We start from the raw sequence: 17,668 nt of genomic DNA on the forward strand, positions 1-17,668 counted from the left end.
GGGTATGAAGATCAGTGTGAGCCTGCCGCAGGAGGATGTCGCCTTCGTCGACGAGTACGCCATGAAGACCGAGGCCGATTCCCGGTCCGCGGTGATCCACGCCGCGATCGAGCTGCTGCGTGCCGCCGGTCTGGAGGCGGAGTACACGGAGGCGTTCGAGGAGTGGGACGCGAGCGAGGACGCCGAGCTCTGGGACCGCACGGTCGGGGACGGAATCGCGGATGCGTAGGGGGGACATCCACCTGGTCGATCTGGAGCCGGCCAGGGGGAGTGAGGCCAACAAGGTCAGACCGGCCGTGATCGTGTCCAACAACGCCGCCAACCGGTCGGTCGAGCTCAACGGCAGAGGCGTCATCACCGTGGTGCCCCTGACGTCGAACACCGCCCGTGTTCTCACGTTCCAGGTCCTGCTCGGGGCCGACGAGTGCCGTCTGCCGAAGGACTCGAAGGCCCAGTGCGAGCAGGTTCGGGCCGTCACCCCGGAACGCGTACGGAAGCGGATCGGCACCGTCCCCCGCCGGCGCATGGCCGAGATCGACACCGCCCTGCGACGCCACCTCGCCCTCTGACGGACACCGAACGCATACGAAAGGGCGGCCACCGCACCCGGTGACCGCCCCTTCACACGTCCGGCGTCAGCCGTTCAGCTCCGCCGCGACCAGCTCCGCGATCTGCACCGCGTTCAGCGCCGCGCCCTTGCGCAGGTTGTCGTTGGAGACGAAGAGCGCGAGGCCGTTCTCCACGGTCTCGTCGACCCGGATCCGGCCGACGAAGGAGGCGTCCTTGCCGGCCGCCTGGAGCGGGGTGGGAATCTCGGAGATCTCGACGCCCGGCGCGTCCTTCAGCAGCTCGTACGCGCGCTCCACACTGATCGGGCGGGCGAAACGGGCGTTGACCTGGAGCGAGTGACCGGAGAAGACCGGGACCCGGACACAGGTGCCGGACACCTTCAGCTCCGGGATCTCCAGGATCTTGCGGGACTCGTTGCGGAGCTTCTGCTCCTCGTCGGTCTCGAAGGAGCCGTCGTCCACGATCGAACCGGCCAGCGGCAGCACGTTGAAGGCGATCGGGCGCTTGTAGACGTTCGGCTCGGGGAACTCGACGGCCCCGCCGTCGTGGGTGAGCCGGTCGGCCTCGGCGACGACCTTGGACGCCTGGCCGTGCAGCTCGGCGACGCCGGCCAGACCGGAGCCGGAGACCGCCTGGTAGGTGGCGACGGTCAGCGTCCGGAGACCGGCCTCGTCGTGCAGCGGGCGCAGCACGGGCATGGCGGCCATCGTGGTGCAGTTCGGATTGGCGATGATTCCCTTGGGCCGGTCGGCGATCGCGTGCGGGTTGACCTCGGAGACGACGAGGGGGACCTCGGGGTCCTTGCGCCAGGCGGAGGAGTTGTCGATCACCACGGCACCCTGCGAGGCGACCTTCTCGGCGAGCGCCTTCGACGTGGCGCCACCGGCCGAGAACAGCACGATGTCCAGCCCGGTGTAGTCGGCCGTCGAGGCGTCCTCGACGGTGATCTCCCGGCCTTCCCACTCGATCGTCGAGCCCGCGGAGCGCGCGGAGGCGAACAGCCGCAGTTCGTCGGCCGGGAACTTCCGCTCGGCCAGGATGCTGCGCATGACTGTGCCGACCTGACCGGTGGCGCCGACGATTCCGACCTTCACAGGGACTCCTTCGAACGTACGAACTGAGACGGTTGCCGCTCCATGATGCGTATGTCCACGGCTTTCTTGTCCAATCCATTGTCCGGGGTACGGACAGTGCCCGCCCGCCCGGGCACACGACAGTGGGGCGGGAGCTCTGCCGAGCGCCCGCCCCACCGTCGTACCTGTCGTACGGATCACATGGTGACCGTTACTGCGTGACCTTCTCGATCACGACGCTGCCGGTACCGGCCGGGGAACCCTTGCCGTTCACCAGGTGCACCTCGCCGAAGAACTGCCGGCCCTCGGGGGCCGCGGCGGCGACCGAGACCTCGGCACCGATCTGCGCCGAGGCGCCGTTGGCCAGGTTCACGGCCTTCGACTCGTCGACCTTGATCGTGCCGAGCGACGGCGTGTAGTACACGTCGCGGTAGTCGTACGTGGTGGTGCCGGCCGGGACGTCGTAGCCGTCGATCACGACGGTGTACGTGCCGGCGGCCGGCTTCGCCAGGCTGACGGCCTCCTCGGAGCCCGCCGTGGTGGACTTGCCGACCTCGGTGGCGCCCTTGTAGACGTACAGGTCCAGGTCCGCGTTGGCGTCCGCCGTGCCGCCGATGTTGACGTCCAGCTTCTCGACGCCCTCACCGATGGTGACCGTGTACTCCTGGGTGTCACCCGTCTTGATCGACGGCTTGTCGACCTTGGCCGAGCCCAGCGAGCCGCCCTTGAGCTTGCCCTCCAGCGGGCCGGCGTTGTTGGTGACCTTCCAGTTCACCGAGGCCGGGGTGCCGATCTTCGCCTCGGCGATGGTCTGCACCGTCGGGTCGAAGGTGGCGCCGAGCAGCGAGACATCCAGCTTGTACGGGTTGTCCAGCAGCGGCGACGTGCGCCGAGCCTCGACCTCGATCTCCCAGACGCCCGCCTGCGGGTCCTTGTACGAGCGCACGTCCGGACGGCAGGTGTTGGCCGGGTTCTCGTAGTTCGGGTAGCAGAACGGCGTTCCGCTGTCCTCCATCTGCACCCCGTACGGGTGGATGGAGATGAAGCGGGTCTGGCTGCCCGAGCGCAGCGCGCTCATCGCGACCTCAAGGGTCTTGGCGCCCTCCGGGACGGTCAGGAAGTACGACTCGGTGCTGTTGCGCTGCACCGAACCGGACGCCTTGAACGCGTAGCCGGGCTTCACCAGCTTCGTGGAGACGACCACCGTGGTGAGGATCTGCTGGTCCACACCGGCGGTCCTGCTGTCGTCCACCTTCAGGATCGCGCTGTGCACGCCCGCGCTGCCCGGCTTCGCCTGGACCTTGACGGTGACCGGCTTGCCCAGCGGCAGCGAGACGGTGCTCGGGCCGGTCAGCTTGAAGGTGCCGTCGTTGTTCTTCCACGACAGCTTGTGCTTGACGGCCTTGTCCGGGCCCGTGGTGCGGGTGATCGTGACGTCGTACGACTTCTTCTGGCCGGCCTTCAGGCCGCCCTCGCGGTCGTACAGGCCGGTGCCGAAGCCGGGGGTCTTCAGCGCGAAGTCGATCGCGGTGTCGACCGGGGCCTTCACCGAGTACTCGTGCGCCGGGGTGCCCTGCTTCTCGATCTGCTTCCAGGCGCCGACGATGTCGATCAGACCGGAACCCTGGGCGTGCGCGGGCACACCCTTGATGTGGGTGGCGGTGCTGGTCAGCGCGGAGCGCAGGTCGGCCGGGGGCAGCTCGATGTGCTTCTGCTTCGCGGCGGACAGCAGCAGCGCGGTGGCGCCCGCGGCCTGCGGCGAGGCCATCGAGGTGCCCTGCAGCATGGAGTAGCCGGCCGGGAGCGAGTAGCCCGACTCCTTGACCGGGCCGCCGGGCAGCCAGGTCTGGGTGGTGTTGATGGACGCACCCGGAGCGGTCAGGATCGGCGCGAAGCCGCCGTCCTCACGCGGACCGCGCGAGGAGAAGGGCAGCATGTCGTACTTCTTGGTGACGTTGGAGCCGTAGTTGGAGGCCCAGGTCTCCTTGGAGATCGACGCGCCGACGGAGATCACGTGGTCGGCGAGGCCGGGGTCACCGATGGTGTTGACGCCCGGGCCGTCGTTGCCGGCCGAGATGACCAGCTGGACGCCGTAGATGTCGATGAGCCGCTTGTAGAGCTCGGCGCGGGCGTTGTTGCCGTCGTTGAGCGGCGGCAGGCCGCCGATCGACATGTTGACGACATCGACACCGCGGTTCACGACGAGGTCGATCATGCCCTCGGTGAGCGCGATGTTGGTGCAGCCGCCGTCCCAGGTGCAGGCACGCGAGGAGACGATCTTCGCGCCCGGCGCGGCACCGTTCATCTTGCCGCCGAACAGGCCGTTCGCGGCGGTGATGCCCGCGACGTGGGTGCCGTGCTCGCTCTCGATGACACCGATGCTGACGAAGTCGGAGGTGTCGCCGGCCGCGTTGTAGACGACGTCCTTGCGGGTCTCGACGACGAACGGGATGCGCTCGGCGACATCGGTCCGCGGGTCGTCCTTGCCGAAGTAGGAGACCTGGTGCTTCTCCTTGTACGGCTTGAGCACGGTGTCGTCGGAGAAGTCCGCGTTGTTGTTCAGGTCGACGCGGGTGGTGCCGGTGACCGGGTCGTAGAGCACCGCCCACACGTCGGTGGTGTCGCCGTCGCGGTTCAGGTCGCCCGCCATGTCGCCGCCCTTGGTGGCGGCCTCGGCGAACAGCTTGATCCGGTAGTCGCCCTCGGGCGCCTTGTACGTGCTGCCCTTGTACGTGAACGTCGGGCCGGACACGGCGTCCGTCATCCGCAGCCAGGTGCCGTCGTCGTCGCTGACCGGGTCGGTCGCGGTCACCCAGTCGACGATCTTGCGGGCACCGGTGGTGGTCTTCTGCAGCGCCGGGTGGCCGAGGTCGACACCCGAGTCGAGAACACCGATGGTCACCCCGCGGCCGTCGGCCTTCGGGTGCTGCTGGACGAAGTCGACCGCGCCCGTCTCGAAGGACGGGTTGTACGGGTTCTTCGCCGGGGTCTTCTTGCCGGGCGCCGGGTAGGAACCGGTCGACCTGGTGCTGACCTTGGCGCCGGTCGCCCGGTCCGCGGTCGGCGTCGGGTCGTCCAGCTTGATCTCCTGCTTGAGATCGATGCCGTGGACGGACGGCAGCTTGGCGGCCGCCCTGATGGTCGCCTCGGCGGTCGCGGTGGGCACGGTGGCCCGTACGTAGCCGAGCTTGTCGTAGGCGCGTCCCAGCACGGAGCCCTTGACGGCGTCCAGCTGCTTGGCGACCTGCTCGGTCGCACCGGGAGCGGTGGCGACCATCATCGTGACGTTCTTCTGGCCCTTGGCCTTGGCCTTGGCCAGAAGCTGCTCGTCGTTGGTGCCGAGCTTGTTCGCCGTGGCGCCCTCGGTCGCGGCCGACTTGACGGGCGCGGTGTCAGGGGCGTCGGCGGCGAAGACGGGGGCGACGCCGGTGGCGGCCAGTGCGGCCACCAGACCGGCGGCAGCCGCGACTCGGGCCGCGCGTCTCGCCCCGGGTATGGAACTGGGGGATTCGGAGGTCATCAGCATCCCTGGATATGAAAGAGAGAGTCCGGAATTCGGTACCGGATGACCGCTCACCCTTTCGTAAATGACAGGGGTTTGTGGAGAGTTGAAGGGGGCGAGATGAGGACATGGCAGAATCCCGCCACCGGTGCTGATGCGCCATCAGGGATGAAGCGGTGGATAAGTGGCGCCTGTGACCCGCTCCGCCGTTCTCAACGGGGCAGGACCGTCACCTGCGCGGCCGGTTCGCGGTAGGCCGCCGCCATCAGCGCCGTACGCACCACGACCGCCTGCTGCTCGCCCGCGTCGCGGAGCTTCTTCGGTGTGAGGTGGACGACGGTGATGCCCAGCCGCTCCAGGTGCTCCCGCCGGGCGGCGTACGCGGACCACTGGGCACCCTGCTCCTCCCGGTGCCGGCCGTTCCCGGACCCGCCGCGCCGCGGCGCCCGGGTGTCCAGCTCCACGGCGACCGCCTGCTCGGGCCAGTAGGCGTCCACTCCGCCGAGCAGGGGGCCGCCGGGCAGCCTCAGCTCCACGTTCCACAGCGGCTCAGGCAGGTCGTACGTCCGCACCAGGTCGTAGAGCCGGCCCTCCGCCACCGCCCGGCCCTCGGCGAGGAAGGAGTCGACGGCCGCCACCACCTGGGGCCGCCCCAGCAGCTTGGCGCGGCTCAACTCGGCTACCACGACAGCCGGTTCGCAGTGCCCGCCGCGCACCGCCTCGATGAGCAGCCCGCGTACGGCCAGGGGGTCCCCGAGCCCGGCGATCGCATCCGCGAGCGCCCGCTCCACGGGGGCCACGGGCAGGCCGCGCAGCTGCTCGGCGCGGGGCGTTCCGGCGGAGCGCACCAGGCGTACGTACCCGACCGAGCGCAGCCGCCGGGTGCGCGGCACCAGCACGTCGACGGCGTCCGCCGGTGCGGGCGGCGGGGCGGCGGCGAACCCGTGCAGGGCGAGCGCGGCGAGCCCGGTGATCATGGCCTCGCCGTACCCGGACTCCGGGTCCGCCGCCTCCGGGCCCGGCTGCGCCGGTACGCTGCGGCGGCCGGAGGCCGGTGGCCGGCCGGCGTACAGCAGGGCGGCGCGCAGCCGCTCCTCGCCGGTGGGCGGCTCCGGGTGCAGTACGTACACACCGGGCAGCGGCCGCTGCCACGGCCCGCCGTCCCCGCAGCGCGCGGCGGCCTCCGCGACGGACACGCCCCGCATCTTCAACTGCGCTGCGGACAGCACGCGTTGGCGGAGATCGACGGTGTTGCGTGGGTGGCAGGGGGAGGCCGGGGAGGCTGGGGTGTTCTGGGTCATGTTCCGGGGTATCCCGCACGGCGTGGCGGCGCTAACCCCTGTTACACGCTCGTCGACAATTCAGGACAACGCCGTCCTAAAGTACGTACGTTCGACGACCGAAAGGCCCGGCCCGGCCCCTTTCGACGGCCGCGCGGGCCGGCGCGCGGGCCGGGAGCCGGGAGGGGCGGGACCGGGGAGGGGCGGGACCGGACACGCCGACCCCTCCCCTCCCCGCCCCGCGTCCTCAGATCCCGGCCGCTGCCGCGGCCTCCGCCGCGCCCGCGTCGCACGCCTGCGCCCGCAGCGCCCGCGCCAGGTCGTCCCGGGCCTCAAGCACCAGCCTGCGCAGCGCCGGGGCCGCGTCCGCGTGGACGGACAGCCATTCGTCCGTCGCGGCCAGCGTCGCCGGGTCGTCCTGAAGCGCCGGGAACAGGCCCTTGACCACGATCACCCCGATCTGGATCGACCGCTCGGCCCAGACCCGCTCGATCGCGTCGAAGTACTTGCCCGCGTACGGCGCCAGCAGCTCCCGCTGCGACGACTGCGTGAAGCCCGCGATCGTCGCCTCGACCAGCGCGTTGGACAGCGCGTCCGACTCCACGACGCCCGCCCACGCCTGCGCCTTGACCGCGGCGGAGGGCCGCGAGGCCAGGCACCGCACCTGGTGCCGCTTGCCGGACGCCGTGTCGTCGCGGGCCAGTTCGGCATCGATGGCCGACTCGTCGGCCACCCCGTGCGAGGCCAGCGGGGACAGGAACGCCCACCGCAGCTCCTGGTCGACGTCGAGCCCGTCGATCCGGGCCGAACCGTCCAGCAGCCCCGACAGCAGCCGGAAGTCCGCCTCCGAATCGGCGACCGACGCGAAGAACCGCGCCCACGCCAACTGGTGCTCGCTGCCCGGCTCGGCGACCCGCAGCTCCCGCAGCGCGCCCTCGGCCAGCGCCCGGCCGCCCTCCTCGCGCCACCCGGGCGTCGCGTACTGCGTGAGCGCGGTCCGGGTCCAGGCGTGCAGCATCTGGAGCACGCCGATGTCGGACTCCCGGCCGGCGAAGGCCAGCACCAGGGAGACGAAGTCGCGGGCCGGCATCAGCCCGTCCCGGGTCATGTTCCACAGCGCGGACCAGCACAGCGCCCGGGCCAGGGGGTCGGTCATGTCGCCGAGGTGCGCCCGCAGCGTGGCCAGCGACGCCTCGTCGAAGCGGACCTTGCAGTACGTGAGGTCGTCGTCGTTGACCAGGATCAGCTCGGGCCGCTCGGCCCCCGCCAGCTCCGCGACCACCGTGCGCGGCCCGGCCACGTCGACCTCGGCGCGGGCGTAGCGCACCAGGTCGCCGTCGACGGCGCGCCGGTACAGGCCGACCGCGACCCGGTGCGGCCGCAGCTCCGGGTGCGACTCGGCCGCCTCCTGGAGCACCGCCAGCTCCGTGATCCGGTCCGCCGCGTCGTACGTCGCCACCGGGGTCAGCGAGTTGACGCCCGCGGTCTGCAGCCACGACCGCGACCAGGCGGCCATGTCCCGCCCCGAGGTCTCGGTCAGCACCGACAGCAGATCGCCCAGCTGTGTGTTGCCGTAGGCGTGCTTCTTGAAGTAGCGCCGGGCGCCCTCCAGGAACGCCTCCCGCCCCACGTACGCCACCAGCTGCTTCAGCACCGAGGCGCCCTTGGCGTACGTGATGCCGTCGAAGTTCAGCTTGGCGTCCTCCAGGTCACGGATGTCGGCCGTGACCGGGTGGGTGGACGGCAGCTGGTCGGCGCGGTACGCCCAGGACTTGCGGTTGTTGGCGAAGGTGATCCAGCCGTTCTTGAAGCGGGTCGACTCGACCATCGTGAAGGCGCCCATGAAGTCGGCGAACGACTCCTTCAGCCACAGGTCGTCCCACCACTGCATGGTGACGAGGTCCCCGAACCACATGTGGGCCATCTCGTGCAGGATGACGTTGGCCCGGCTCTCGTACGCCGCCTGCGTCACCTTGCCGCGGAAGATGTACTCCTCGCGGAACGTGACACAGCCCGGGTTCTCCATCGCGCCGAGGTTGTACTCGGGCACGAACGCCTGGTCGTACTTCCCGAACGGGTACGGGTAGTCGAAGTTGTCGTGGAAGAAGTCCAGGCCCTGCTTGGTGATCAAGAAGATGTCGTCCGCGTCGAAGTGCCGGGCGAGGCCCTTGCGGCACATCGCGCCGAGCGGGATCTCCAGCGTCGTGCCGTCCTCGAAGGTGCGGCTGTAGGAGTCCGTGACGTAGTGGTACGGACCGGCGACGACCGCCGTGATGTACGTGGAGATCGGCTTCGTCTCGGCGAACCGCCGGACCTCGCCGTCCCGGGACTCCTCGGCCCCGTTGCTCCGGACCGTCCAGCCCTCGGGCGCCGTCACCTGGAACCGGAAGGGGGCCTTCAGGTCGGGCTGCTCGAAGTTCGCGAAGACGCGGCGCGAGTCGGCCGGCTCGTACTGCGTGTAGAGGTAGACCTCGCCGTCCTCCGGGTCGACGAACCGGTGCATACCCTCGCCGGTCCGGCTGTACGCGCACTGCGCGTCGACCACCAGGGTGTTGGCACCCTCCGGGAGGTCCTCCAGCGCCACCCGGGTGCCGTCGAAGACGGTGGCGGGGTCGAGCGGCCGCCCGTTCAGCGTCACCGCGTTCACGGCCGGCGCCACCAGATCCGCGAAGGTCGACGCCCCCGCCCGCGCGTTGCGGAAGCGGATCGTGGTCACCGAGCGGAAGGTCCGCGGACCGGAGGCGGCGTCCCCGTCACCGTCGGGCCCATCCACGGCGGAACGCAGATCGAGTTCGACCTCGTAACCGTCGACGGTCAGCAGCTCGGCCCTCACGCGGGCCTCGTCACGGGACAGGTTCTCACCGGGCACGGGCACACTCCTTTGTGTCACGTTCGAATAGTTTTGATCCTCCCATGCCACCACTCGGCCCGGCATACGGGAATGGCCGGTGCGCCCCGGGGCGTTCTGGCGGGCAGATGCGATGGCCCTTATGAGGAGAGACATGTCTGACAACAGCACGGCGACCAGCAGGACCCCCGTCGATTTCTGGTTCGACCCGCTCTGCCCCTGGGCCTGGATGACCTCCCGCTGGATGCTGGAGGTGGAGAAGGTCCGCGACGTCGAGGTCCGCTGGCACGTGATGAGCCTGTCCGTCCTCAACGAGGACAAGATCGACGAGCTGCCCGAGGAGTACCGCGAGCTGCTGGAGAAGGGCTGGGGCCCGGTCCGCGTGGTGATCGCCGCCCAGCAGAAGCACGGCGACGAGATCGTCGGCCCGCTGTACACCGCGCTCGGCACCCGCTTCCACAACCAGGGCGAGGGCCCCACCCGCGAGGCGGTCGTGGGGGCGCTCCAGGACGTCGGCCTGCCGGCCGAGCTGGCGGACTTCGCGGACTCGGACGTGTACGACGCCGAGCTGCGCGCCTCCCACAAGGAGGGCATCGACAAGGTCGGCCAGGACGTCGGCACCCCGGTCATCGCCGTCCCGGGCGCGGACGGCGAGCAGATCGCCTTCTTCGGCCCGGTCGTCACCCCCGCCCCGAAGGGCGAGGAGGCGGCAAAGCTGTGGGACGGCACGCTGCTGGTGGCGTCGATCCCCGGCTTCTACGAGATCAAGCGGACCCGGACCCAGGGGCCGATCTTCGACTGACCTGTACGGGGCGGTGCGGGCTCTGGCAGCTGCCGGGCCCCGCACCGCCCTCGTTGTCCTTGTCCACTTCGAAATCGCCCAGATGCAGCGGGGGCCGCGGACCGGGCTCCTGCCACCCGAGCAGGGGCGGCAGGAGATCACCCATCCCCTTCGGCCAGATCGTCTCCCGGGTGGCCGCCAGCTCGTCCACCGTCCACCAGCGATGGCCGTACCGGGCCTCGTCGGTCTCCACCCGCATCGCCGCCACCTCGGCGGCGGTGACGCGGGCCACGCGGTATTCCTCGTACTGGTCGAAGCCCTGACCGTCCACGCCGAACAGTGTGTTCCGGGTCCACACCACCGGCCCCAGCCGGTCGGCCGACAGACTCAGCGCGGTCTCTTCCCGTACCTCGCGCAACGCGGCCCGTACGTAGTCCTCGCCGTCCTCGACCCCGCCGCCGACGGTGAACCACCACCGGGCGCCGTCCCGCCTCGGGTCCCTGCCGCAGAACAGCAGCAGCCGTTCATACCCGTCGATCAGCAGCACCCGCGATGTCCACCGCTTCCGAAGTCCCATGCGGCGCAAGGCTATCCACCGCTCCCGCGGCCCGGCGCCCGGCCGCGGTCAGGGCCAGGGAGACCGCGATCGAGGCCGCCGCCATCACGGTCATCGCCGTCGCGGGGGAGGTCCACTGGGCGACGGTGCCGGCCAGCGCCGCCGCGACGCCCTGCATGGTGAGCATCCCGGAGGAGTGCAGGCCGAGCGCCTGGCCGGTGAACTCGTCCGGGACCAGCGCCATCAGCCGCTCCTGGAACAGCAGACTCGCCGCGAACCCGACCGAGGCGAGCGCCGCCAGGGCGAGCGCCGCCGGGAACGCCGGGCGTGTGGCGAAGAGCAGATACGGGGCGGCCAGGAGCAGCTGCAGGGGAGTGGCCAGCCGTCCCCGCCACCGCCGCGCGAAGAACCGGCCCGCCACGGTGTCCCCGACGAGCATCCCCAGCGCGGCGAAGGCGAAGAGGAGCCCGGCGTGCTCGGGTGCGTACGGGACGAACAGCGACTCGCAGCCGACGATCAGCCCGTTCGGCACCCAGAGCGCGAGATAGACCCGGCGGCGCGGGCCCGAGGACCACAGCACGGCGTTGATCCGCCAGGTCTCGGCGGCCGACGGCCGCCCGGCGGAACGGGGCGGCCGACGCGCCAGCCCGAACCGGGCGACTACCGCACCCGCCAGATACAGGGCGGCGGCGACCAGCAGCGTGCCGCGCGCGGACAGCGTCGCCACCAGGAGCCCGCCGAGGGCGAACCCGCCGATCTGCATCAGGCCGGAGCACATGTTCAGTACGGAACGCCCCAGCAGATAGCCATCCTTGGGCAGCACCTCGTTGAGCAGTCCGTACCGCACACCGCCGCCCACGGCCGCGACCGCCCCTTCGGCCAGGATGATCGCGAAGACCACCGGCAGCGGCAGCCCAGGGACGGCGAGGACGGCGGTGGCCAGTCCGAAGGCGAGCGCCATGCCGGTCGTCGCGGCCCGGGGCGGCAGCCGGTCCGCCGCCGACATCAGCACGGTCGCCCCGATCACCTGGGCGAGCGAGGAGCCGAACATGGACAGGGCGGCGAGCAGCGGCGAGTCGGTCGCGGCGTAGACGAGGGTGCCGAGGGCCAGCCCGCTCGTCGTCGACGCGGCGACCTGGACGGCACTTGTCGCGAAGAGCGGTCCGAACTGCGGCGTACGGAAGAGTTCCCGGTAGGTGCGCATGCGGGGAGTCTCGGCGGCCGTCCGGGGCGACCGTTACAGTTTCGCGTGTCGGCGAAACGTGGAGGCATGACGTCGTGGGCCTGTGGCAGATCAACACGGACACGCTGGCCGGGAGCCGGTTCGTCGTCTCACCGCTCGCCGAGACCCTCTCCGCCTTGAACTCCCTGGAGCGGGGCCGGCCCGAGCACCCCGGCGAACGGGCCTGGCTCGACGCCCATCTGCCCGCCTACCGCGCCCGGCAGGCCGCCGACCCGGTCGCGGCCCTCCTCGTACCGGCGGCGCTCGGCGGCAGCTGGAACGCGGACTTCATCACCCCGACGCCGACGGGCGAGGGCGCCCCGCCCTTCGAGGAGGAGCTGGCCCCCGTCCGGGCGACCACACCCGAGCGCGCCCGAGCGGACCTGGTGGTGTCGCTCGGCGGCGGCCCCCTCCCGGTGCTCCTGGACCGCGACGACCTGGCCCGGCGGGCCGCCGACGTCCTGCACTGGGTCTGGCTGCACACCGTCCTGCCGGACTGGCCGCGCCGCCGCCGGATCATCGAGGCGGACATCGTCGCGCGGACCGGACAGCTGAGCCAGGGCGGCTGGGCGGCCGCCCTGAGCGGTCTGCGCCCGGGGATGCGGTGGCTGGGCGACAGCCGGCTCCAGATCAACGCGCACGACTACCCGCCGAAGCAACTGTCCGGCGTACGGCTGCTGTTCGTCCCGGTCACCCAGCGCTCGGGCTGGGTCTCCTGGGACGACGAAGCCCGGCGCTACGCGGTCGTCTACCCCTGCTCCGGCACCCTGGCCGACGCGGACCGGGCCCGGGTCCCGGACAGCCTGTCCCGCCTCCTCGGTCCCGCGCGAGCGGCCGTCCTCGTCCTCCTCGCCGCCCCGAAGAGCACCACCCAACTGGTCGCCCTGACCGACCAGGCCCTCGGCTCGGTCGGCCGCCACCTCAAGATCCTCCTCGACGCGGGCTTGGCGGACCGCCGCCGATCAGGCCGTTCGGTCCTGTACTTCCGCACGGAGGCGGGCGACGTGCTGGTGGGGGCGCAGCAGGGTGGTTGAGGGGGCCGGCCGCTCACCCCTTCACAGCGGCAGCGGCGCCCGTCGACGGAGCGAGCCCCCTCACCGACCGCGAACGCGACGTGCTGCGCGGGCTTCAGACGTCGTTTCTTATGGCGTATCCGCCCGGTGAGCTGCGCATGGCGGATCTGAATCAACGGTGGGTCCCGGATGGCCGCCCAGCTGTGTCCGTTCGTACAGAAAGACGAGTCAGCCGACGTTGCCCGTCTCCACCGGGAAGTCCGGCGGCCAGGGCTTGGACCAGTCGTACAGCGACTCCCGGTCGGTCATCAGCGCGTACTCCGCCTCGCGCCAGTTCGGGATGCTCCCGCTGAGCAATTGGTTGCACGCCCCGTGGCGACTCTCGACCGCAATCTGCTGGGCAGGCCCCGCGTCGGCCGTCGCGTGGGCGGTGCTTGATCCGCTGCTGCTCAACTGTTGTCGCGGTGCCACGAGGTCAGCCGGACGCCGTGCTCGTCCCATGTTTCCTCTTCGCGAAGAGAAGCGATTTCTCTGTCGAAGAACTTGCGGGACTTCAGGCCCCCGTCGGGGTGCCACTCCTTGAACTCGCCCAGGGCGCGGCCGTTCCGGACAACCCCCTCGGAACGAAGGGTCCCGTCCTGGTACCACTCACGGGACAGTCCGTTCGGCACCCCGTCGGTGTATTCGTCCAGGCTGATCAGGTGTTCGCCCTGGTATTCGGCCACTTCCCCCGTGAAGAGTTCTCGTCGGTAGAGCACTCGCTGAGCGCCGTCCATGTCGACGTCCAGGTCGTCGATGTCGATACGGCGCATATCCATCACCACGTTTGTAGCCCTTGTCCTTGTCCGCCGACTCCCCGGATGTCCCGTCTGGCAGGGTTGGCGGATGATCGAGCGCGAAGATTCCCGCCCTGACGAACGGTCGGCGCAGGCACTCCAGTCGTTCCTCGTCACACTGTGGAGCATGGTCGTCGATGAGGACAGTTACACCGATGGTCACCCGTCCTGGCTCGAACCCGAGCGCAGGAGCGACCAGCAGGGCAACGGTCCCGCCGACGCGGGGGCGAGCGCGCTCCAGCGGGTGCTGGCGTGCGGTGTGGACCCGGACGACCTGACCGACGTGGTACGGGAGGTGCAGCACGAAGTCCTCTACAACGTATGCCAGTTGCTCGACGATCCCGGCCTGCTGGGAATCGGGCTGGACCACGAGGGATCCCGGCCCGCGGAGTTCCGCTGGGAGCTCGTGGCGGTCCGCGACGGGGAGCCGGCCGGACGAGTGCCGGTCCACGGGCTGCACTCCTCGCTCGACGAACTCGACCCCAGCGGCCGCCACGGCGAGCCGCGCGGCCGCCCGATTCCCGCCCGGCTGCCGGGCCACCCGCTCCACGCGAGGCTCGCCGTCGCCCACGCGCGTGCGGGCGACCGCATCCGGGCGATCAGAACCTGGCGCAAGGCGACCGGTGCGACCGTGACGGAGGCGAAGGCGGCCATCGATCTCCTGGTCGACCGGGCGGGGGAGGGGCCAGGAAGCGCGCCCTGAGCCCACTCGGGGTGAAGCGGAGGTGGGCGCCGGGGTATTCGCACCGCCACCGCCACCGCGACCGCCGACCCGTTGATCCTTCTCGGCCAGAACACCTGGCGGTGGTTTGTTCCTCTGCTACCGGCCTACTGCGACCCTGCCCCCCGTCAACAGTCCACCGCCGGGGTGTGTTTCAGAAGTGGATCAAGGTTGTGCGCTGATCACGTTTGATGGCTCGGAGAGATCTGGCAGCCACTCAGTGGACGGTACTGGAGCGGTTGATGCCGCCGGGCATCAAGTCCGGCCGCCCCCGCCTCAAGCGCCACCGGGCGGTGGCCACGAGATACGACAAGTTTGCCGTCCGCCACGAAGCCACGGTGCTGGTCGCCGCCATCAACGAATGGCTGTGACCAGTACTTCCGAAACCCGCCCCAGTGCTTCAGCTGGCACCGGAGCGGTGCAGTCGGCGAAAGTGAGTCCTCACGCGACGGAACGATCAAGCTGCGGAAGACTTCGCCGGCGACAGGGGAGGAAGCCGTGGTGGTGAGCGATGGTGCTGCAGCGGCCACCGATGCCCCATGGCCGGCGCATCCGCAAGTGAAGGTGGGGAACCGAAATGAGTTTGCGCCTCTATCTGGACAGCGCCCGGGAGCCTCGTATGCCGGACGGGTCGGCAGGTGAATGGGTCGATTTCTTCGACGGGACGATGGAACTGGAGGCCAAGAACTGGCCGCCGCTGCTGTGGTGGGCGATGTTCAGCCCCGGAGACCTCGTGGATGCGAGGATCGCCGACACCGAGGACGCCGGTACCGATGAGCACGCGGAGTTGCTGAGCGAGTGGGGCGAGGCCACCTACCCGTACCTGGTGGTCGACCAGCGGACGGCGCTGTCGCGACTGCACGCCCGGTGGCAGGGACTGACCAGTCGGCTCGGCGCGCAGTTCTCGCCCCTCTACGATGAGTTCGTCGCACTCATCGACGCCCGGTTCGGTCCCTACGTGCTGCTGCGGACCGAGGCGTTGGCCGATGGCGGTGAAGGCGGCATCCGCCTGCTGTTCGAGGAGACCCTGGCCGACTTGGAGCGCCTCGACGCCGGTCATGCCACAGCGGCCGGCGGGCGAGTGGACAGCCTGATCTCGGATTTTCAGCGGTGGCAGCACACGGATCCGGTCTGGCTACTGTCAGGTGCTGGCGACGGATGGCCGAGCGTCGCGCTGCGGGAGCACTACGCTGCCACTGCGGTCAGGCGGTCATCCAGCCAGAGTGCCGAGCGGTCCACCGCTGTGGGCTGGGTGTGGGGCGTTCTCGTCGTGGTCTGCAGCATCGGTGCGTACTGGCTCACCGGGAGTGTCTGGCCGGTCGTCGTCGCGTTCGGCGTGGTCCTGGCTGTGCTGGTGGCAGGTTTCGTCCGGCGGCGGGGGTGAGCGGGCAGGCCGGCACGACGGGTCAGGTGACCAGACCTGACTGCTACACCCCCGCCGACGCCGCCCGCGCCCTGACCCGGCCGGTCCAAAGCAATACGCGCCGTCCGGGCCTGGCTCGGCCCCTGGACCAGCCTCCAACGATGCCGGCGAGCCTGGACGAATGCACCCCATCACCGGAACTCCGAGCCCTGATCAACGCCGTCGGCGCAGGCCACCCGCTTGACCTCTACTCCCCGGCTTAACAAACCACCGCTAGCGCCCCCGCTGGCGTCCCACACGCCTTCTGAACTGCGAACCGGCTAGCGGACCCCGTAGATCTGGCCCGTCTGCGCGCCCTCGACCGAGCGGACGTACGCCGTCGCCACACGGGCCGCCGGGACCGCCTCCATGCCGGAGAAGAACGGCCCGTAGGAGGGCAGTGACTCCTCGGCCACCGTCGGGCTGACCGCGTTGATCCGCTGGGGCGGGAGTTCGATCGCGGCGGCCCGTACGAACGCCTCGACCGCACCGTTCGCCGCGGACGCGGCCGCTCCCGCCACGATGGGCTCCTCGGTGAGGACCCCGCTGATCAGAGTGAACGAGCCGGTCGTGGCCACGTGCCGGGCGCCCTGACGGACCAACTCCACTTGGCTCAGCGCCTTGCCGCGGAACGTCGCCGCGAAATCGTCGGCGGTCAGCTCACGCAGCGGCTTGAACACGGCGTCGCCCGCCGCGACCGCGACCGCGTCCAGCGGGCCGGCTTCCGTATACAGCCGGGCCACCGCCTTCGGGTCGGTGACGTCGGCCACCAGGTCTCCGCCCGTACGGCCCACGCCGATCACCTCGTGCCCGCGGGCCGCGAGCGCCTGGCGTACCGCACCGCCGAGTGTTCCGCCCGCGCCGACCAAAAGAATCCTCACAACACACCGTCCATCACATGTCGGGAAATCCCGGGAACCCCCCGGGCATCCACGACGCTACGGATCGCGCCCGCATGCCCGGAAATGCCGTTTGGTCAGGGACTATGCTCCGTAGGCATGAATGATGTGGAACTGCGCCACCTCAGAGCTCTGAACGCGGTGGCCGAGGCGGGCACTGTCACCGCCGCGGCGGCCCGGCTGCACATGACGCAGCCCGCGCTCTCCCGTACGCTCGTCCAGTTGGAAGCGCGCGTCGGTGTCCGGCTCGTCGATCGTTCCACCCGACACCTTGCCCTCACTGCTGCCGGGACGACCTTGCTCGGCCACGGGCGGGCGATCCTCGCCCACCTGGACGCGGCCCTCGCGGACACCCGGACGGTTTCCCGCCCTCTGCGTCTCGGCTACACCTGCGCGGTGCTCGGGCAGCAGACCGTTCCGCTGCTCCGGTCCTGGCGTCGTACGCACCCACACACCGCGCTCGAGGTGGTTCGGCAGGACAACAGCACCGCGGGCCTCGCCACCGGGGACACCGACGTGGCGGTGCTTCGCACGGTTCCCGCAGACCCGCGCATCCGCACCGAGGCCCTCTACACGGAGGACCGGGTCGCGACCCTGCCCGACGACCACCCGCTCGCGGGCAGGGACCGGGTGCTGCTGGCCGAGCTCACCGCCGACCAGGACCTCCCGCTGGCCCTGTGGCCGGACACCGGCACCGCCTCGCCGGACCTGTGGCCCTCGGGGCAGCGCCCGGCCCGGACGGTCGAGGTGGGCAACGTGGACGAGTGGCTGAACCTCATCGCCGCCGGCGGTGCGTTCGGCCTGGGCGCGGCGGGCACGGCGGAGAGCCACGGCCACCCAGGCGTCCGCTTCGTCCCGGTCTCCGACGCCCCTGCCGCCACGGTCTACCTCGCCCGCCCCGCCCACCCCACGCATCCACGGACAGCGGAGTTCCTCGCGGCGGTCCGGGACGTGGTGAGCAGCGG

The 17,668-nt window shown here is 70.7% G+C and carries 17 protein-coding genes; 8 read left to right on the forward strand and 9 right to left on the reverse strand.

Annotated features, from left to right (window positions below; all coding sequences use genetic code 11):
• Positions 1-4: 4 nt before the first annotated feature.
• Positions 5-229 carry a ribbon-helix-helix domain-containing protein gene (locus EES42_RS09325; RefSeq protein WP_124717675.1) on the forward strand — a complete coding sequence of 75 codons (225 nt, stop codon included), beginning with the start codon at positions 5-7 and terminating at the stop codon, positions 227-229.
• Entirely contained in the window at positions 222-569 is a 348-nt protein-coding gene (locus EES42_RS09330) for a type II toxin-antitoxin system PemK/MazF family toxin (protein ID WP_124717676.1), read from the forward strand. Before EES42_RS09325 ends, EES42_RS09330 begins: the two co-directional genes overlap by 8 nt.
• Positions 570-635: 66 nt before the next feature.
• Here EES42_RS09330 and EES42_RS09335 read toward each other — a convergent pair whose 3' ends face one another.
• The 4 genes from EES42_RS09335 to pepN form a co-directional block, all read right to left on the reverse strand.
• On the reverse strand, positions 636-1,664 hold the full coding sequence (locus tag EES42_RS09335) for an aspartate-semialdehyde dehydrogenase (RefSeq protein WP_124717677.1): 1,029 nt from the start codon (positions 1,662-1,664) through the stop codon (positions 636-638).
• 190 nt (positions 1,665-1,854) lie between these two features.
• Positions 1,855-5,169, reverse strand: a complete 3,315-nt coding sequence (locus EES42_RS09340) for a S8 family serine peptidase (protein WP_206433423.1) — start codon at positions 5,167-5,169, stop codon at positions 1,855-1,857.
• Between the two features lie 188 nt (positions 5,170-5,357).
• Positions 5,358-6,446 (reverse strand): hypothetical protein, encoded by a 1,089-nt coding sequence (locus EES42_RS09345; protein ID WP_124717679.1) that lies wholly within the window; start codon positions 6,444-6,446, stop codon positions 5,358-5,360.
• Between the two features lie 226 nt (positions 6,447-6,672).
• Positions 6,673-9,294 carry an aminopeptidase N gene (gene pepN / locus EES42_RS09350; RefSeq protein ID WP_124717680.1) on the reverse strand — a complete coding sequence of 874 codons (2,622 nt, stop codon included), beginning with the start codon at positions 9,292-9,294 and terminating at the stop codon, positions 6,673-6,675.
• A gap of 133 nt (positions 9,295-9,427) precedes the next feature.
• Between pepN and EES42_RS09355 the strand changes: the two genes are divergently transcribed.
• The gene (locus tag EES42_RS09355) at positions 9,428-10,075 is read left to right on the forward strand and encodes a mycothiol-dependent nitroreductase Rv2466c family protein (protein ID WP_124717681.1); all 648 of its coding nucleotides are present in this window, start codon (positions 9,428-9,430) and stop codon (positions 10,073-10,075) included.
• On the opposite strand, the gene EES42_RS09360 is transcribed toward EES42_RS09355, so the two are convergent.
• Both EES42_RS09360 and EES42_RS09365 read right to left on the reverse strand, forming a co-directional pair.
• A complete protein-coding gene (locus tag EES42_RS09360; RefSeq protein ID WP_124717682.1) occupies positions 10,038-10,631 on the reverse strand; it encodes an NUDIX hydrolase in 594 nt (197 codons plus the stop codon). The genes EES42_RS09355 and EES42_RS09360 overlap by 38 nt on opposite strands.
• On the reverse strand, positions 10,579-11,814 hold the full coding sequence (locus EES42_RS09365; RefSeq protein ID WP_124717683.1) for an MFS transporter: 1,236 nt from the start codon (positions 11,812-11,814) through the stop codon (positions 10,579-10,581). The genes EES42_RS09360 and EES42_RS09365 overlap by 53 nt, the downstream gene beginning before the upstream one ends.
• A gap of 74 nt (positions 11,815-11,888) precedes the next feature.
• On the opposite strand from EES42_RS09365, the gene EES42_RS09370 reads away from it, so the two are divergent.
• Positions 11,889-12,866 (forward strand): ArsR/SmtB family transcription factor, encoded by a 978-nt coding sequence (locus tag EES42_RS09370; RefSeq protein ID WP_124717684.1) that lies wholly within the window; start codon positions 11,889-11,891, stop codon positions 12,864-12,866.
• A gap of 207 nt (positions 12,867-13,073) precedes the next feature.
• Here EES42_RS09370 and EES42_RS47255 read toward each other — a convergent pair whose 3' ends face one another.
• Together EES42_RS47255 and EES42_RS09380 are read right to left on the reverse strand one after the other, a co-directional pair.
• Positions 13,074-13,202, reverse strand: coding sequence for a hypothetical protein (locus tag EES42_RS47255; protein ID WP_266621085.1), 129 nt, complete (start codon positions 13,200-13,202; stop codon positions 13,074-13,076).
• Positions 13,203-13,294: 92 nt separating this feature from the next.
• Complete coding sequence (locus tag EES42_RS09380) at positions 13,295-13,663, reverse strand: toxin-antitoxin system YwqK family antitoxin (protein ID WP_241196335.1); 369 nt, start codon at positions 13,661-13,663, stop codon at positions 13,295-13,297.
• Positions 13,664-13,730: 67 nt separating this feature from the next.
• Here EES42_RS09380 and EES42_RS09385 point away from each other — a divergent pair, with 67 nt between their 5' ends.
• The 3 genes from EES42_RS09385 to EES42_RS09395 all read left to right on the forward strand — a co-directional run bounded on the left by EES42_RS09385 (position 13,731) and on the right by EES42_RS09395 (position 15,786).
• Positions 13,731-14,384 (forward strand): hypothetical protein, encoded by a 654-nt coding sequence (locus EES42_RS09385; RefSeq protein ID WP_124717686.1) that lies wholly within the window; start codon positions 13,731-13,733, stop codon positions 14,382-14,384.
• 209 nt (positions 14,385-14,593) lie between these two features.
• Entirely contained in the window at positions 14,594-14,773 is a 180-nt protein-coding gene (locus EES42_RS09390) for a hypothetical protein (protein ID WP_206433469.1), read from the forward strand.
• Between the two features lie 206 nt (positions 14,774-14,979).
• Positions 14,980-15,786 carry a hypothetical protein gene (locus EES42_RS09395; protein ID WP_124717687.1) on the forward strand — a complete coding sequence of 269 codons (807 nt, stop codon included), beginning with the start codon at positions 14,980-14,982 and terminating at the stop codon, positions 15,784-15,786.
• Between the two features lie 299 nt (positions 15,787-16,085).
• Here the strand turns inward: EES42_RS09395 and EES42_RS09400 are convergent, their stop codons facing one another.
• Positions 16,086-16,685 carry a short chain dehydrogenase gene (locus tag EES42_RS09400; protein WP_124717688.1) on the reverse strand — a complete coding sequence of 200 codons (600 nt, stop codon included), beginning with the start codon at positions 16,683-16,685 and terminating at the stop codon, positions 16,086-16,088.
• 117 nt (positions 16,686-16,802) lie between these two features.
• Here EES42_RS09400 and EES42_RS09405 point away from each other — a divergent pair.
• A partial coding sequence (locus tag EES42_RS09405) for a LysR family transcriptional regulator (protein WP_164495233.1) occupies positions 16,803-17,668 on the forward strand: 866 nt, incomplete at its 3' end.

Origin of the sequence: Streptomyces sp. ADI95-17, assembly GCF_003846175.1 — a bacterium.
Classification (GTDB): Bacteria; Actinomycetota; Actinomycetes; order Streptomycetales; family Streptomycetaceae; genus Streptomyces; species Streptomyces sanglieri.

Bases quoted from the DNA above. Each gene is read 5' to 3' on its own strand.
- EES42_RS09380 (WP_241196335.1), bottom strand. From the start codon at position 13,663: ATGGATATGCGCCGTATCGACATCGACGACCTGGACGTCGACATGGAC.
- EES42_RS09390 (WP_206433469.1), top strand. From the start codon at position 14,594: ATGGCTCGGAGAGATCTGGCAGCCACTCAGTGGACGGTACTGGAGCGG.
- EES42_RS09355 (WP_124717681.1), top strand. From the start codon at position 9,428: ATGTCTGACAACAGCACGGCGACCAGCAGGACCCCCGTCGATTTCTGG.
- EES42_RS09360 (WP_124717682.1), bottom strand. From the start codon at position 10,631: ATGGGACTTCGGAAGCGGTGGACATCGCGGGTGCTGCTGATCGACGGG.
- EES42_RS09385 (WP_124717686.1), top strand. From the start codon at position 13,731: ATGATCGAGCGCGAAGATTCCCGCCCTGACGAACGGTCGGCGCAGGCA.
- EES42_RS09395 (WP_124717687.1), top strand. From the start codon at position 14,980: ATGAGTTTGCGCCTCTATCTGGACAGCGCCCGGGAGCCTCGTATGCCG.
- EES42_RS09345 (WP_124717679.1), bottom strand. From the start codon at position 6,446: ATGACCCAGAACACCCCAGCCTCCCCGGCCTCCCCCTGCCACCCACGC.
- EES42_RS09365 (WP_124717683.1), bottom strand. From the start codon at position 11,814: ATGCGCACCTACCGGGAACTCTTCCGTACGCCGCAGTTCGGACCGCTC.
- EES42_RS09325 (WP_124717675.1), top strand. From the start codon at position 5: ATGAAGATCAGTGTGAGCCTGCCGCAGGAGGATGTCGCCTTCGTCGAC.
- EES42_RS09330 (WP_124717676.1), top strand. From the start codon at position 222: ATGCGTAGGGGGGACATCCACCTGGTCGATCTGGAGCCGGCCAGGGGG.
- EES42_RS09340 (WP_206433423.1), bottom strand. From the start codon at position 5,169: ATGCTGATGACCTCCGAATCCCCCAGTTCCATACCCGGGGCGAGACGC.